This is a genomic window from Streptomyces sp. NPDC060000, from assembly GCF_042737375.1.
Classification (GTDB): domain Bacteria; phylum Actinomycetota; class Actinomycetes; order Streptomycetales; family Streptomycetaceae; genus Streptomyces.
In genome coordinates this window covers 23,911-40,137 of the sequence record NZ_JBHWUU010000007.1, presented here as the reverse complement: position 1 = coordinate 40,137, position 16,227 = coordinate 23,911, and the positions used below count along the sequence as shown (strand labels likewise).

At 71.4% G+C, this 16,227-nt stretch carries 10 protein-coding genes and 1 pseudogene; 5 read left to right on the top strand and 6 right to left on the bottom strand.

The window, feature by feature from the left end; translation table 11 throughout:
* The first annotated feature begins 171 nt into the window (after positions 1-171).
* The 3 genes from ACFWBB_RS06095 to ACFWBB_RS06085 all read left to right on the top strand — a co-directional run bounded on the left by ACFWBB_RS06095 (position 172) and on the right by ACFWBB_RS06085 (position 4,450).
* Positions 172-1,038, top strand: coding sequence for an LLM class F420-dependent oxidoreductase (locus ACFWBB_RS06095; RefSeq protein ID WP_385267566.1), 867 nt, complete (start codon positions 172-174; stop codon positions 1,036-1,038).
* 67 nt (positions 1,039-1,105) lie between these two features.
* Positions 1,106-3,700 carry a bifunctional FO biosynthesis protein CofGH gene (locus tag ACFWBB_RS06090; protein ID WP_385267563.1) on the top strand — a complete coding sequence of 865 codons (2,595 nt, stop codon included), beginning with the start codon at positions 1,106-1,108 and terminating at the stop codon, positions 3,698-3,700.
* Between the two features lie 162 nt (positions 3,701-3,862).
* Positions 3,863-4,450: a hypothetical protein gene (locus tag ACFWBB_RS06085; RefSeq protein ID WP_385267560.1), complete on the top strand. Its 588-nt coding sequence runs from the start codon at positions 3,863-3,865 to the stop codon at positions 4,448-4,450.
* A 168-nt stretch (positions 4,451-4,618) separates the two neighbouring features.
* Here ACFWBB_RS06085 and ACFWBB_RS06080 read toward each other — a convergent pair whose 3' ends face one another.
* On the bottom strand, positions 4,619-5,146 hold the full coding sequence (locus ACFWBB_RS06080) for a DUF2165 domain-containing protein (RefSeq protein WP_385267558.1): 528 nt from the start codon (positions 5,144-5,146) through the stop codon (positions 4,619-4,621).
* Between the two features lie 298 nt (positions 5,147-5,444).
* On the opposite strand from ACFWBB_RS06080, the gene ACFWBB_RS06075 reads away from it, so the two are divergent.
* Positions 5,445-6,557 carry an ADP-ribosylglycohydrolase family protein gene (locus ACFWBB_RS06075; protein WP_385267555.1) on the top strand — a complete coding sequence of 371 codons (1,113 nt, stop codon included), beginning with the start codon at positions 5,445-5,447 and terminating at the stop codon, positions 6,555-6,557.
* Here ACFWBB_RS06075 and ACFWBB_RS06070 read toward each other — a convergent pair.
* The 3 genes and pseudogenes from ACFWBB_RS06070 to ACFWBB_RS06060 form a co-directional block, all read right to left on the bottom strand.
* Positions 6,554-7,426, bottom strand: a pseudogene (locus ACFWBB_RS06070) (IS200/IS605 family accessory protein TnpB-related protein); the annotation flags it as partial. The gene ACFWBB_RS06075 and the pseudogene ACFWBB_RS06070 overlap by 4 nt on opposite strands.
* A 164-nt stretch (positions 7,427-7,590) precedes the next feature.
* Entirely contained in the window at positions 7,591-9,162 is a 1,572-nt protein-coding gene (locus ACFWBB_RS06065) for a sodium:solute symporter family protein (protein WP_385267552.1), read from the bottom strand.
* Positions 9,163-9,300: 138 nt separating this feature from the next.
* On the bottom strand, positions 9,301-10,086 hold the full coding sequence (locus ACFWBB_RS06060; protein ID WP_385267550.1) for an SDR family oxidoreductase: 786 nt from the start codon (positions 10,084-10,086) through the stop codon (positions 9,301-9,303).
* Between the two features lie 77 nt (positions 10,087-10,163).
* On the opposite strand from ACFWBB_RS06060, the gene ACFWBB_RS06055 reads away from it, so the two are divergent.
* Entirely contained in the window at positions 10,164-11,087 is a 924-nt protein-coding gene (locus ACFWBB_RS06055; RefSeq protein WP_385267548.1) for a hypothetical protein, read from the top strand.
* 128 nt (positions 11,088-11,215) lie between these two features.
* Here ACFWBB_RS06055 and ACFWBB_RS06050 read toward each other — a convergent pair whose 3' ends face one another.
* Both ACFWBB_RS06050 and ACFWBB_RS06045 read right to left on the bottom strand, forming a co-directional pair.
* The gene (locus ACFWBB_RS06050; protein WP_385267546.1) at positions 11,216-13,222 is read right to left on the bottom strand and encodes an MFS transporter; all 2,007 of its coding nucleotides are present in this window, start codon (positions 13,220-13,222) and stop codon (positions 11,216-11,218) included.
* Positions 13,223-13,392: 170 nt separating this feature from the next.
* On the bottom strand, positions 13,393-16,104 hold the full coding sequence (locus tag ACFWBB_RS06045) for a D-alanyl-D-alanine carboxypeptidase (RefSeq protein WP_385267543.1): 2,712 nt from the start codon (positions 16,102-16,104) through the stop codon (positions 13,393-13,395).
* Positions 16,105-16,227: the final 123 nt, after the last annotated feature.

The following is a 16,227-nucleotide window of genomic DNA, read 5'->3' as shown; positions in this document are numbered from 1 at the left end:
GGAATGAGACCCCGTGCACCGCTGGTGCGTTCTGACGACGGGTCGGGAGGGGTCCGGGAGCGGCGGCACCCTCGGGTGTGCCGACCGGTCGGTATCGACACCGGTCTCTTCTTTCGGTACAGATGAGCGGGCAGAGACGAATCACAGAGGACCGGCATCGAAAGGCCCGCCATGCGCATCGCCGTCACGATCTTCCTCACCGACGAGACGATCACCCCCACCCGCCTCGCCCGTGAGCTGGAGCAGCGCGGGTTCGCCGGGCTCTATCTGCCCGAGCACACGCACATCCCGGTCGAGCGGACGAGCCCCTACCCCGCCGGCGGCGACCTGCCCCGCGAGTACGGCCGCACCCTCGACCCCTTCGTCGCCCTGGGGCAGGCGGCGGCCGTGACGGAGACGCTGGGCCTCGGCACCGGCATCACGCTCGTCGCCCAGCACGACCCGATCGACCTCGCCAAGCAGGTCGCCACCGTCGATCACCTGTCGGGCGGCCGCCTCACCCTCGGTCTCGGCTACGGCTGGAACGTGGAGGAGGCCGCCGACCACGGCGTCGAGTGGCGCACCCGCCGCGAGCTGGTCCGGGACCGCATGCGGCTGATGCAGGCCCTGTGGGCGGAGGAGCCGACGGCGTACGAGGGCGAGTACGGGAGTGTGCGGGCCAGCACGGCGTACCCCAAGCCCGTCCAGAAGCCGCGCGGGCCGGTCACCGGCCCCCGCACGCTCGTCGGCGGTGCCGCCGGGCCGAAGCTGTTCTCGCACATCTGCGAGTACGCCGACGGCTGGCTGCCGATCGGCGGCCGAGGCCTTACCGAGGCGCTCCCCGTGCTGCGCTCCGCGTGGGCGGACGCCGGCCGCGAGCCGGACGCCCTCCAGATCGTGCCGTACGCCGTCCAGCCGTCCCCCGGCAAGCTCGCGCACTACGCCGGACTGGGCATCGAGGAGGTCGTGGTGCAGCTGCCGCCGGCCGGTGAGGCGGAGGTGCTCGGCCTGCTCGACGGGTACAGCGAGTACCTGACCGGCGCCACTGACAGCGTGTAACGACCTCGCGGGAGGGACGAATCGGGCGTCCCGTCGGCTCTGATCAGCACGAACGTATGCTCAAAGGATGACGACCTCCGGAACCGGCCCCGGCCCGATCCCCGGCCCCACCGAGAACTCCATGCGTCGCGCTCTCAAACGGGCCCGTGACGGCGTCGCCCTGGACGTCGGCGAGGCGGCCGTGCTGCTCCAGGCGCGAGGCGAGGCGCTGGTGGACCTCGCCGCCTCCGCCGCCCGGGTGCGGGACGCCGGCCTGGAAGCGGCCGGCCGGCCCGGCGTCATCACCTACTCGAAGAGCGTCTTCATCCCCCTCACCCGGCTTTGCCGGGACAAGTGCCACTACTGCACCTTCGTCACCGTCCCCGGCAAACTGCGCCGGGCCGGACACGGGATGTTCATGTCCCCCGACGAGGTCCTCGACATCGCCCGGCGCGGCGCCGCCCTCGGCTGCAAGGAAGCCCTCATCACCCTCGGCGACAAGCCGGAGGAGCGGTGGCCCGAGGCCAGGGAATGGCTCGACGCGCACGGCTACGACGACACCATCGCCTACGTCCGCGCCATCTCCATCCGCATCCTGGAGGAGACGGGGCTGCTGCCGCACCTCAACCCGGGTGTCATGTCGTGGACCGACTTCCAGCGGCTGAAGCCCGTCGCGCCCAGCATGGGCATGATGCTGGAGACCACCGCCACCCGGTTGTGGTCCGAGCCCGGCGGCCCGCACCACGGCTCCCCGGACAAGGAACCCGCCGTCCGTCTGCGAGTCCTGGAGGACGCGGGCCGCTCCTCCGTCCCCTTCACCTCCGGGCTGCTGATCGGCATCGGCGAGACGCACGAGGAGCGGGCCGAGTCGCTGTTCGCCCTGCGCAAGGTCTCCCGCGCCTACCACGGCATCCAGGAACTGATCATCCAGAACTTCCGCGCCAAGCCGGACACCGCGATGCGCGGCATGCCGGACGCGGAACTGGACGAACTGGTCGCGACCGTGGCCGTCGCCCGCCACATCATGGGCCCGTCCGCCTGCCTCCAGGCCCCGCCCAACCTCGTCGACAGCGAGTACGAGCGGCTGATCGGGGCCGGCATCGACGACTGGGGCGGGGTGTCCCCGCTCACCATCGACCACGTCAACCCCGAGCGCCCCTGGCCGCAGATCGACGAGCTCGCCGAGAAGTCCGCCGCGGTCGGCTTCGAGCTGCGCGAACGGCTGTGCGTGTACCCGGAGTTCGTGGGACGCGGCGAGCCCTGGCTCGACCCGCGGCTGCTCCCGCACGTCCGCGCGCTGGCCGACCCGGAGACGGGACTGGCCGTGCCGGACGCCGTCGTCGAGGGACGTCCCTGGCAGGAGCCGGAGGAGGTGTTCGTGCCGTCCGGCCGTACCGACCTGCACCGCACCATCGACACCGAAGGACGTACCTCCGACCGCCGCGACGACTTCGACGAGGTGTACGGCGACTGGGCCGCCCTGCGCGAGGCGGCCGCCCCCGGCATGGCACCGGAGCGCATCGACACGGACGTACGGCAGGCCCTCGCGACGGCCGCCGACGACCCGGCGAAGCTCACCGACGACGAGGCCCTCGCCCTGCTCCACGCGGACGGCCCGGCCCTGGACGCCCTGACCCGCATCGCGGACGACGTCCGCCGCTCGGCCGTCGGCGACGACGTCACCTACATCGTCACCAGGAACATCAACTTCACCAACGTCTGCTACACGGGCTGCCGCTTCTGCGCCTTCGCGCAGCGGCGCACCGACGCCGACGCGTACACGCTCTCCCTCGACCAGGTCGCCGACCGTGCCCAGCAGGCCTGGGAGCTGGGCGCGGTGGAGGTCTGCATGCAGGGCGGCATCCACCCGGACCTGCCCGGCACGGCGTACTTCGACATCGCGAAGGCGGTGAAGGAACGGGTCCCCGGCATGCATGTGCACGCTTTCTCGCCGATGGAGGTGGTCAACGGCGCGACCCGCACCGGCCTGTCGATCCGCGAGTGGCTGACGGCGGCGAAGGAGGCGGGGCTCGACTCCATCCCCGGCACGGCGGCCGAGATCCTGGACGACGAGGTCCGCTGGGTCCTGACCAAGGGCAAGCTGCCGACGGCGACCTGGATCGAGGTCGTCACGACGGCGCACGAGGTCGGAATCCGGTCGTCCTCGACGATGATGTACGGCCATGTCGACCAGCCGAGGCACTGGCTGGGCCATCTGCGGACCCTTGCCGGGATCCAGCAGCGGACCGGCGGCTTCACGGAGTTCGTCACCCTCCCCTTCATCCACACGAACGCGCCGGTGTACCTGGCGGGCATCTCGCGCCCCGGTCCGACGATGCGGGACAACCGGGCGGTGACGGCGATGGCCCGGCTGCTGCTGCACCCGCACATCCCCAACATCCAGACCAGCTGGGTGAAGCTGGGCACGGAGGGCGCCGCGGAGATGCTCCGCTCCGGGGCCAACGACCTGGGCGGCACGCTGATGGAGGAGACGATCTCGCGGATGGCGGGCTCGTCGTACGGCTCCTACAAGTCGGTCAAGGACCTGATCGCGGTCGCGGACGCGGCGGGCCGCCCGGCCAGGCCGCGTACGACGCTGTACGGCGAGGTGCCCGAGGAGCGGCAGCGGGCGGCCGCGGCGTCGGACGGGCATCTGCCGGAACTGCTGCCGGTACTGGACTGAGGGACCGCCTGCGGGACCGGACTGCGGGACCGGCCGGGGGACCGGACTGCGGGACCGGACTGCGGGACCGGACTGTGGGACCGACTGTGGGACCGGGGAGCGGGCCCCTCGCAGTACGATGATCGGGCCCCGATCGGAGGGGTCCCACAACCGAGGAGATGTGTGCCCGTGCCTGCCCGACGGCTTCCCTCCTGGGTCTGGGTCACAAGCCTGACAGCCGGCGCGATCGCCGCGGTCGTCTTCCTGACGGCGCAGGCCGAGCAGGGCCCGCACCCGACGGCGTCGGCGGCGAACCGCCCGAGCGCCTCGGCGTCGGCGGGCGCGCGCCCCTCGGCCTCGCCGAAACCGTCGGCCACCCCCAAGGTGGCCGAGGTGCCCGGCAGTTCGGGCACCGGCCGCCGGATCGTCTACTCCCTGGGGCAGCACCGGGTCTGGCTGGTCGACGCGGACAACACCGCCCGCCGCACCTTCACGGTCTGGCCCGGCACGGTGAACCCGGCCGTCGGCAGCTTCACGGTGTCGCTCCGCAAGGACGCCACCACGGGCTCCGACGGCGTGGCGATCGAGCACATCATCTACTTCTCCGCCACCTCGGGCGTCAACATCGCCTTCTCCAACGCCGTCGACGGCTCCTCCCCGCCCCCGGCCGCCGCCGGCACCCAGACCGGCGGCATCCGGATGGCCAAGGCTGACGGCACGGCACTGTGGGCGTTCGGCGAGACGGGGACGAAGGTCAGGGTCGTCGACTAGGTTCCGGATGCCCGGATGCCCGGATGCCCGGATGCCCGGATGCCCGGATGCCCGGATGCCCGGATGCCCGGATGCCCGGACACCCGGACGCCCGTCGGCCGGCAGGCGCGGATGCCCGTCGGCCGGCGGGCGCGGAAGCCGTCGGCCCGCGCTACGGAAGTCCGGGAGTCACGTCCGGGAGTCGTCCCGCGCCTGTCCGAGCGGCAGATGGTTGACGATCAGCACCACCCCGCCGAACAGGAACGCCCGGGTCGCCGCGTCCAGCCCGTTCCAGTTCTCCGACTGCCACATCGAGAACCACTCCCCGCCGATCGCGATGAACCCGGCGCCGAACAGCAGCATCAGCATGAGCAGCCCGTAGGTCGACAGCGCGCGGCCGCGTATGTGGTCCCGGCGCGCCCAGAACCACGTCCCGGCGGCCAGCACCAGCCCCGCGACCGTCTCCCACGCGATGATCGCGACATAGGCGGCGTCCTGGAGCCCCTTGCTCGTCACCGCCCGCCACATCAGGTCGTCGTCCTTGAACGTCGTGTCCATCGCCAGCACATGCCGCACGAACTGCTGGTTGGTGCCGAAGTCGGTGATGTTCCCGAAGGCGACGAGAAGCATGTAGAGCGCGACCGTCCCGGTGAGGAGGGTGGCGGTGAGGGGCAGCACGCGTGAGGCGTGTGGGACTTGTGAGTTGGGGGTGGTCATGCCGGTGTCCTTACCCCGCCAAGTGCGGCGCGTCCCCTCCACTTCGAGTCGGAATGGTGACGGCCGGGCTCGCACCGGTTCGACCGGCTCACACCGGCTCGCACCGGCTCGTGCCGGACGACGATCCGGCCCGGCACCCCTCCACCGCACGGTCCGGGCCCGGAGCGGGAACAGAGCGGGTGCAGTCCGGGCATATGCCCCGCCCGTCCCGGTACTCCCGGCGCTCGGCCCCTGTCCCCTCGCCCCTGTTCGATTACAGTGACGAACATCGTGCGTACGGACGGTACGGGAGGACTGGGTGGGTGCGACTGCCGGGCCCGTCTGGGGCCGTGCCGAACAGCAGGACTTCCGCAGCCGGGTGCGTGGCACGCTGCTCGGCGCGGCGGTCGGGGACGCGCTCGGGGCGCCCGTCGACCTGCTCGGGATCGAGGAGATCCGGCAGGGCCACGGCCCCGAGGGGGTCGTCGACCTGGCCCCCGCCCACGGGCGGCGCGGCGCGGTCACGCATCTCACCCAGCTGACCCTGTTCACCGTGGACGGGCTGATCCGCGCCCAGGTACGGCGGGACACCGGCGCCTGGCACCCGCCGACCGATCTGCACCGGGCCTATCTGAGATGGGCCGCCACCCAGCGTGACTGGGGGCCCGACCTGCGCCGCAAGGACGACGGCTGGCTGGCCCGGGAGGAGTGGCTGTACGCCCGGCGCGACCCGACCCGGACGTTGCTGCTCGGGCTCGGCGACGAGGTGATGGGCACCCTGGACTCGCCCAAGAGCCCCGGCGCGGCGGGGCCCGAGGTGGTTCCCCGTTCGGTGCCCTTCGGGCTGCTCGTCGGCTGGGAGCCGCAACTCGTCGCGCAGCTCGCCGTCGAGTGCGCCGCCCAGACCCACGGCCACCCCACGGCGTATCTCTCGGCGGGCGCGTCCGCCGTCATCGTGCACGCGCTGGCCTGCGGCGAGAGTCTCGACGGCGCGGTGCAGCGGGCGCTCGCCCTGCTGGCCGCGCTGCCGGGGCACGAGGCGGTGTCGGAGGCGTTGCAGCGCGCGCTGGGCGCCGTACGGCAGGGGCTGCCGGGCCCGGCGAGGGTGGAGGAACTCGCGGGGGCGGGGACGGCGGAAGCCGTGCTGTCCGGTGCCGTCTACTGCGCCCTCGTCGCGGAGGACGTCCGGCACGGGCTTCGGCTCGCCGTGAACCACGGCGCGCCGTCGGGGGCGACCGCAGCCCTCGCCGGCGGTCTGCTCGGGGCCCTGCACGGCGAGACGGCCCTCCCGCCGGCCTGGCTGGCCGAGCTGGAGGGCCGCCCCACGATCCTCGAACTGGCCGACGACTTCGCCATGGAGATGACCCAGGGACCGGCGTTGCACGGTCCTGCCGGGGCGTCGCCCGGATGGATGGTCAGGTACCGTTCCTAGGGACTGAGCGGGAGTGAGTCCTGTTGCCAGGTCTCGTGCTCAGCCGAACGCCCCGAACGGTGTTGGGCGTTCTGGTTGCCCGCGTTCGCTCCGCGTCCGGCGCCGACGGATCGTGTCCGTGGTCCGGGGATGCGGGGGCGGGTTCCCTCACGCCCAGGGACTCCTGGTCCGGCCTGGACGGTCCGATGCCCCGCACGATCACTCCGGTCGTGTGGGGGCGGTGCCGTCCGTCGCCGGATCGGGTGTTGCTGGGCGCGCCTTCCGATCGCCACGGCAGCAGCATCGTGACGAGTGGTCGTGCGGGTGGTGGTGGTGAGGGGTTTCTGCCAGTGCTGGGCGCCCCAGCGGCTGGTGTAGGCCGGGTCGACGGCGATGACGGCGATGCCTGTCTGGTCGGTCATCGAGGCCAGCCGGGCACGGAACTTGCCGGTGGGCATGCCGGAGACCAACTGCCGGAAGCGTTTGCGGCGGCCGTGTTTCTCCCGGGTCTTCTCCGCGGTGAAGTCCAGGTCCTCCACCGCGATCGCCTTCACACCACAGGCTTGGGCCCAGTGCAGGAGGCGGGTCAGAGCGTGACGGACCTGGGCGTCGCGGTGGTGGGTGGTGCCGGTGAGGTCGTAGGAGAAGCGGCGCGGGCCGGCGGTGGGGTTGCCGTGGGTGTCGAGGCGCCAGGCGGCGAGGTGATCGGCGTTCATGTCGACGCCGATCACCCCGTCGGCGAGCGCGGCGTCCATCGGGACGGTCTGTGTAATCGGGAGTTGCCAGGACGCGGTCACATACCAGCGGTCCCGGCCGGTATCCAGGTGGATGCGGTAGGCGATCGCCCGGTCGGCCGCGACACGGTCGGCCCACTCGGTGCCCCGGTGCGCAGCTCCAAACCCCGGAGGGTTGCCGGGTTGAGGCGCGGGGGCGGGGGCTGCCGCCCCCGACCCCCGGCTTCGGCCCGGCACGGGCCTCGTCCTGGATCGCCCCCGGAGGAGGTGCCCCGGAGGGGGTGCCCCGGACGGGCCGGGATGCGCGACCGGCGTCGGGATCAGACGTTGGTGGGCTGCCCACCGACCGTGTCCCGCGGCTCCGGCACCGCAGCCACTCCCGCCGAGTCCCCGTCTCCGTCCGTGTTGATCCGCTCGATGATCGCGAGCCGTTCCGGGGTGTCCTCCGGCTTGATGAAGCCGATGACGATGTAGAGGAACAGCGACACGGCCAGCGGGATCGACACCTGGTACTGGAGGGGTACTCCGCCGTCGACGTTCCAGTTGATCGGGTAGTTGACCAGCCAGAAGGCCAGCAGACCCATCGACCAGCTGGTCAGCGCGGCTGTCGGACCTGAGCGGCGGAACGGGCGCAGCAGGCCCAGCATCATCGGGATCGCCATCGGGCCCATCAGTCCGGCCACCCACTTGATGACGACCGTGATGATGTCCTTGAAGGCGGGGGAGTTGACCTGCGTGGCCGCCGCCATGGAGAGGCCGAGGAAGACGACGGTCGTCACGCGCGCCGCGATCAGCCCCGACCGCTGGTTCCACTCCCGCGCCCTGGACCAGATCACGGGCGCGCAGTCCCGGGTGAAGACGGAGGCGATGGCGTTGGCGTCGGAGGAGCACATGGCCATCGTGTGGGAGAAGAAGCCGACGACGACCAGTCCCAACAGGCCGTGCGGCAGAAGCTGTTCGGTCATCAGGCCGTAGGAGTCGGAGCCGTCCGGCTTCTTGGCGGTGACCAGCAGCGGTGACATCCACATCGGGAAGAACAGCACCACCGGCCAGACGAGCCACAGCACCGCCGACAGCCGCGCGGAGCGCTCGGCCTCCTTCGGGCCGGCCGTGGCCATGTACCGCTGGGCCTGGTTGAGCATGCCGCCGTTGTACTCGAAGAGCTTGATGAAGAGGAACGCGAGCAGGAACACCGTGCCGTACTGGGCGACCAGAGGCTTGTCGTGGCCCTGGAGGGCCGGCTGGTCCCAGACGTCGAGGAAGCCGATGCCCTTGTCGTTCAACTTCAGTACGACGGCCACGAACATCGCGACGCCGGCCATCAACTGGATGACGAACTGGCCGAGTTCGGTCAGCGCGTCCGCCCACAGCCCGCCGATCGTGCAGTAGACGGCGGTGATCGCGCCGGTGATGAGGATGCCCTGGTTGAGGGAGATCCCGGTGAAGACGGACAACAGGGTGGCGATGGCGGCCCACTTGGCGCCGACGTCCACGATCTTCAGCAGCATCCCGGACCAGGCGAGTGCCTGCTGTGTCTTCAGGTCGTAGCGGTTCTTCAGATACTCCAGCGGCGAAGCCACGTGGAGCCGCGACCGCAGCCGGTTGACGCGCGGCGCGAACAGTTTCGAGCCGATGGCGATACCCAGCGCGATGGGGAAGGACCAGGTGACGAAGGAGGTCACGCCGTAGGTGTAGGCGATGCCCGCGTACCCGGTGAACATCACCGCGCTGTAGCCCGACATGTGGTGCGAGATGCCGGACAGCCACCAGGGCATCTTGCCGCCGGCGGTGAAGAAGTCGCTCACGTTGTCGACGCGCTGGTGCGACCAGACGCCGATGGCGACCATCACGCCGAAATAAGCGATGAGTACGGTCCAGTCGAGACCGTTCATGTGAGCCCTCCCATGGTTCAGCCCGGCGTTCAGCCCGGCGCTCATCGTGGGCGCTGCCGCGTGAACACGACAAGTAACCGTAAGGTCAAGGGAGGGTAAAGCTATTCGGTATGGTGGTCCGCGTTCATCTATATGAACTCAGTGCATCAGCTCCCCCGCGTTGACCAGCAACGACTGCCCGGTGATCGCCCGTGCCCGGTCCGACGCCAGGAACACCGCCGCGTCCGCCACATCCCCGTCAGTCGCCAGCTCGGGCAACGCCATCCGTCCGGTGAGTCTCCCCAGTACCTCCTCCTCCGCCACCCCCTCCGTCTGTGCGGTGAACTGGACGTAGGCCTGCACCGGTGGCCCCCACATCCAGCCCGGCAGCACGGTGTTCACCCGGATCCGGTGCGACCCCCACTCCCGCGCGAGTGAGTACATGGCGCTGGTCAGCGCGCCCTTGGAGGCCGCGTACGCCGCCTGCCGCACCTGTGAGGGAGCCGCCACGGCGGACTGTGTCCCGATGAACACCACCGACCCGCCCACCGCCTTCAGCCCGGCCAGACACGCCCGTGTCATCCGCAGCGTCCCCAGCAGGTTCACGTCGATCACCGACTGCCATGTCGTGAAGTCGGCGTCCTCGACCCCGCCGAAGTAGGAGTCCCAGGCCGCCACGTTCACCACCGCGTCGATCCCCCCGAACCGCTCCCGCGCCAGCTCCGCCAGCGCCTCGCAACTCCGCTCGTCGGTGATGTCGGTGACCCGGTACGCCGTACGCGCCCCGGTGGGGTCGATCTCGGCCGCGCTCTTCGCGAGGTTCGCCTCGGTCCGCGCCCCCAGCACGGCGTTCCCGCCGTCCCGTACGACCGCGGCGGCGACCTGGTGACCGAGCCCGGCGCCGACTCCCGAGACGACGACGGTCTTGCCGTTGAGCAGTGACATCGGGGCCCCCTTGCCTCTGGCGGATTACCTGACGGAGCGTCAGAGTATGGGCCAGCCGCCGAGGATGGGGAAGAGAAATGAGCGAGGAGACGCACAGCGACACACACGCCGGGACGCGCAGTGCCACGGACAACGACACACGCAGCGGGGCGCGCAGTGCCACGGGCAACGACACACGCGGCGGCACGTACGCCGAACTCGCGGCCGTCGGCCCCTACGGGGTGCACCCCGGCCACGCCCTGATCACCATGGTCGAACCGCACCCCGGCCACGAGTACGCCTACAACCGCTGGTACGAGGACGACCACTACTACGCCGGCGCGATGGCGATGCCATGGATGTACGCGGGCCGCAGATGGGTGGCGACCCGCGACCTCCAGCTCCTGCGCCACCCGGAGAAGTCGGCGATCGCCCAGCCGGTCACCGCCGGCTGCTACCTCTCCACCTACTGGATCACCGCCGGGCGCTACGACGAGCACATGAAGTGGACGGTCGCCATCAACAGACGCCTCAACCGGGACGCACGCGTCTACCAGGACCGCACTCACGTCTTCACGGCGTTCCAGGACCACGAGGCCACCGTGTACCGGGACGGCGCCGCCGGTCCCCGTGACTTCCACGCCCTGGACCACCCGTACGCGGGCCTGGTGACCGAGGTCATCGACACCGACTCGGCGCAGCAGCGCGCCGAACTGCTGGAGTGGCTGCGCGCCCGCCACCTCCCCAGGCGGGTGGCCGGCTCCCCGACGGCCATGGTCACCGTCTTCCGCCCCACGCCCCTGCCCGGCGACCGCATGACCTACGTGAGGCAGGTCGAGGGCGTCGACACCCGCCTGACCCTGCTCTGGTTCCTGGAGGCCGACCCGAGGGACTGCTGGGACCAGCACTTCACGGGCCTGGGGGACGCGGTGGCGGAGTCGGGCCTGGGGCGCGTGGAACTGGTCGCGCCGTTCATCCCGACGGTGCCGGGCACAGACCGGTACGTGGACCGACTCCGTTGATCACAACTGCCCCGCGACCGTCCGACAGCCGTCCCGCGACCGTCCGACGGCCGTCCCGCGACCGTCCGACGGCCGTCCCGCGACCGTCCGACGGCCGTCCCGCGACCGTCCGACGGCCGCCCCGAGGCTCATGGCTGCTTCTTGAGCTCGTCGGGGCAAGGCGTGCCCCGGGGCAGCTGATAGGGCGCGGCCAGCCGGTAGGTCCCCGCCTTCGGCGCGAGCAGGACCGTCCACTTGTCGCCCTCCGCGTCCTCCTCCGTCTCGAACAGGCACCCGTTGACGTTCTCGTACGTCTTCGGCTCCCCCTCGGCCCGGTCCTTGGATGCCTCCGTCTCCTGCGGCGGCTTCAGGCTCTTGCCCTGCGCGTCGACGACGCTCAGCCACGGCGAGTAGGGGATCCGGATCAGGATCCGGCCCGCCTTGCGCACGTCGATCGTCATCTCACCCTGCTCGGCCCGCTGCACCACCGCGTTCGGCTCCGCGAGCGAGGCCGGGTCGGTGACCTTGAACAGCTGCCAGTTGGCGTCGCCCCAGATCTGCTCCAGATAGGGCAGCCCGCGCTGCACCAGCTCCCGCTCCCGTTCGCCCCCGTCCCCGTCCAGCGCCTCCTTCGGGACGACGACGAAGTGCACGGCCCACCGCTGGAGCCACTCGTGGTAGTTCGCGGAGTTCAGGGTGTCGTCGTAGAAGAGCGGGTTGCGCTCCATGTCGGCCTGGCGGTTCCAGCCCCGGGCGAGGTTGACGTACGGCGCGAGCGCTGACGCCTCGCGGTGCGAGCGGGCCGGCACGACCTCCACCCGCCCCTTCTCCGCGCCGACCCCCTGGAGCTCGTTGACGAGCGGCGCCAGCTCGCGGGCCCAGGAGGCCGCCGGGGTCGTCCGGACGACGTCGTCGACCGACTTGAAGCCGATCCAGCCCACGAACCCGAGGAAAGCCGCGACGATCACGTACCACTTGCGGCTGCGCGGCACGGCGAACGGCAGCGCGGCCATCAGCACCACGCCCGTGAACAGCATCGCGAGCCGCGTGATGTTGGACCCGATCTGCGAGCTGATCAGCCACACCAGCAGCACACCGAGCCCGTACACCGCCGACGTGATCCGCACGGTCCGCCAGTCGCGCGGGACGACCGCGAAGACGACCACCGAGCACAGCAGCGGCAGGGACGCCGAGCCGAAGGACATCGGCTGGGTGCCGGAGAACGGGAACAGCCACGCGGACAGGGCGACCACGACCGTCGGGGCGAGCCCCAGGGCCCATGCGCCCGGCCGCCGCTTCTGGAGGAACAGCGCGGCGGCGATCAGCCCCACGAAGAGTCCCGCCACCGGTGAGCCCATGGTGGCGAGCGCGGCGAGCGGCGCGGCGCACAGCGCCTTCGCCCACCGTTTGTAGCGCCAGCGGTGCGGCCAGCAGAAGACGACGGCGACCGCGCCCAGCGCGAACATGTTGCCGAGACCGAACGTCACCCGCCCGGAGGCCGCGTTGCACAGCAGGGCGAAGACCCCGGCCAGGGCCGGCCACACCGGGTTCTTCACGGGCCGGCAGCGCAGCAGGATCAGGGTGAGCAGACCCGCCGAGAGCGTCCCGGCGATCATCATCGTCGTCCGGACGCCGAGCAGGGACATCAGATACGGCGACACCATGCTGTACGACACCGGGTGCATGCCGCCGTACCAGGCGAGGTTGTACGCGGAGTCGGGGTGCCGGCCGACGAACTCGGCCCAGGCGTCCTGCGCGGCGAGATCGCCGCCACTGTTCGCGAACGTGAAGAACCAGACGAGGTGCAGGATGCCGGACAGCCCCGTCATGGACAGCACGGGATGGCGTCGCAGCCACTCGCCGAGCCGGTCCAGCGCGGACCTCACCCGGGACGGCTCAGCCGCGGGACCCGTGCCGTCCGTACGGTCCGTGGGGTCGTCCGCCGCTGCCGAGCCGTCCGGGGCCCGACCGTGCTCGAGCTCTACCACCGCGTCACGGTCGTCGTGGTCGTCGCGGTGACGGTCGTCACGGCGATGGTGATGGTCATGGTCGTCACGGTCGTGGTCGCCCGACTGTGGGGCGGGCACCCTCGGTCGCGGGCCGGCGTCCGGGCCCGGACCGGTGTCGTCGGCGCGTGTCGGCTCCGCAGTGGCCACCTGAAGGCACTCCCCGTGTCCCGTCTTCTGCTCTCGGCCGCGTGCCGTTCGCGTCCGCTTCACGGCTGCGTCCCTGCGCCCGGCGACCTGTCCCGTTTCGTGACGCTAGCACGCACCCCGCCGGGCGGCTGCCCGACGGGGTGACGGAGACGTGCGAGCGGGTGCGCCGGTCAGCCGATGCGCGTCAGCTTGTCCGAGAAGCCCGGCTCGACCAGGTCCGCCTGGAGGGCGACCGGCACCTTGACCGCGCTGCCGGAGCCGTCCCCGACGGTGAGCGTGCCCACCTGGGTGCCGGCCTTCGCCGTGTGCGGAACGTCGTCGGTGGCGAAGGACAGCTTCACCGTCAGCCCCGCCCAGCCGACCGCGGCGACGTCCTTGGTCACCACGATCGGCGTGTGGTGGCCCATCTTGTCGTCCACGTACCCGACGACATCGCCCTTCTTCATGATCTTCGCCGAGGTGATCGCGTCCTGGGCGGCGAGCAGCGCGGTCTTGCTGACCGCGTTGACCGTGTCGATGATCGGCGACTTGTGCTGGCCGAGGACCGCGCCGACGACGGTGACGGTCTCGCCGCCGACCACCTTCGTCGCGGCGAACAGCAGGTTGCCGCCGGCCTTGCTGGTGGACCCGGTCTTCAGGCCGATCGCGTCGTTGTACGGCACGAGCGTGTTGTAGTTGCGCCACTTCTGACCCGACGGGTCGATCCACTCCGGCAGCCGGGTGATGTCGATCAGCGCCTGGATCTTCACCAGCTCGTTGCCCAGTTTCACCTGGTCCGCGGCGGTGGAGACGGTGGTCTCCTTCAGGCCGGAGGCGTCGGTGTACGTCGTGTTCGTCATGCCGAGTTCCTTGGCGGTCGCGTTCATCTTCTCGATGAACTTCGCCTCGGTGCCCGCGTCCCAGCGGGCCAGTAGCCGCGCGATGTTGTTCGCCGACGGGATCATGATCGCCGAGAGGGCCTGCTTCTCGGTGAGGGTGTCGCCCGCCTTGACGGTGTTGAGCGTCGACTCACCGGCCGCGTCATAGCCGCCCTCCGTCTCGGCGGTGGCGTCGACGGGGATCTTCGCGCCCTCCTCGCCCGACTTCAGCGGGTGGTCCTTGAGGACGATGTACGCGGTCATCGCCTTGGCGACGGACCCGATGGCGACGGACTTCTCGTCGCCGAAGCTGTTCATCGTGCCGATGCCGTTGACGTCCATCGCGCCCTGGCCCTCGCTCGGCCACGGGAGCGACAACTTGCCGCCGTCGAAGGTGTAGGTGTCCTTCGCGGTGAGGGTGAGAGCGGTCGCCGGAAGCGGCCGTACGGCCTGCGCGATCGCAAACGCGACCAGGAGCAGGATGACCAGCGGCGTCCAGATCTTGACCCGCCGTCCGAGCGTGCGCATCGGGGTCGGCGGGGGCGGCGGGGTGTTCGTCAGCTCCGCCAGCAGGTCCAGCGGCGGCTTCGGCGGCAGCGGCTGCTGGGTGGTGCGCTCGGGACCGACCTGCGGGACGAGTGCGGTGACCTCGGCCGCGGGCTTCAGCGGACGGGGCTCGTCGAGCGGCTTCAGCGCGACGAACTTGCTGGTCCGTTCGGCGGGCGCCTCGGCCTTCTGGCCACCGGCCCTGTCGTCGGCCTTCTCATCGGCCTTGTCCGCGCCCGGCTTGGGCTTGGTGGCGCCGCCCAGCTTCAGCATGGTGGTCGGCTGGTCGACGGCGGGCTTGGGCCGGGGGGCCTTGAAGACGGCGGTGGGCTGGTCGACGGGCGAGTCGTCGGCCTTGTCGGCGTCTGAGACGGCGTCGGCCTGACCGGCCTTGCCGTCCGGGACGTCTTCCTCGCCGGCGTCGGGCTCGGCCTTGGGCTCGTCGGCCCTGTCGGCGTCCGAGGCCCACTTCGGCGCGGGCTTGGAGGTGGACTTGGCGGCGGCCCTGGATGCGGGTCCGGCTGCGGGCGCAGCGACGGTCTCGGTCTCCGGCACGGCGTCGTGGGGCTCGTCGGCTTCCTCGGCGTCGCTCCCGGAACGTTCCTCCGCCTCGGCCTCCGCCTCGGCCGCCGCCTCCGCCTCGGCGTCGGTGGCCTTGGCCTCGGTGTCCTCGTCCTGCGGCGCCGCGTCCGTGGGCTTCGCATCCGTGGGTGCCGCGTCCGCGGGTTCCGGGTCCGAGGAGCTTTCGTCGGCCGCCGGGCCCGCCGCGGGCTCCTTCGCCGAGCTCTTGTCGTCCGCCGAGGCCACCCACTGGGCCACAGCCTCCCGCAGACGGTCGTCTCCGCCCCCGGAGGGCTCCTCGGTGCTCCCGGAGGCGTTCTCGCCCGCCACGGCGCCCTCGGGGCCGTCCTGAGCGGTCACGGAGGCGCTCTCGCCGTCCTCGCCGCGCTCGGCGTCCCTGACCGCGGACCCGGCGGTGCCGGTCCCGGCGTCGGCGGACTCAGACTCGGCGGACTCGGACCCTGCCTCGGGGGACTCGGACCCTGCCTCGGCGGTCCCCGTTTCCGTGGACTTCGCGCCGGGCTCGGTCTTCAGGGGCTCCGCCGGCTTCTCGGCCGCGGTGGGCTCCCCGCCCTCCGCGCCCTTCCTGCCGTCCGCGCCCTTCCTGCCGTCCGCGCCCTTCTTGCCGTTCTCGGACTGCTCACCGTTCCCGGGCTTCTCGCCGTCCTCGGACTTCTCGGACTTCTCGGACTCCGTGGTTTTCATGTCCCGCACCGAGAACACGCGCGTCGCCGTGTCCACGCCGCCCCGTGCTGCGGTCGGTTCGGCCTCGCGGGCCACCGCGATCCGCGGATCGCGGGGATCGCGTGACTCACGTGCCTCGGGAACCGTGCCCGCGCTCCCCGACGTCGGTTCTGCCGACGACTCGCGCTGCTTCGACCTGTCGGGGGACTCGCCCGCCACCGATGCCTCCTCCATGTGCCGCACGCCCACCGCGCGCGAGTGCCGAACCGTGACCGCCCGCCTCGGACCCGCCGCACGGCGTGTCCGAACCATGTACCAGTGTCCTGTGTAGAGGGCTTGGCTCCTGCGGTAGACGAG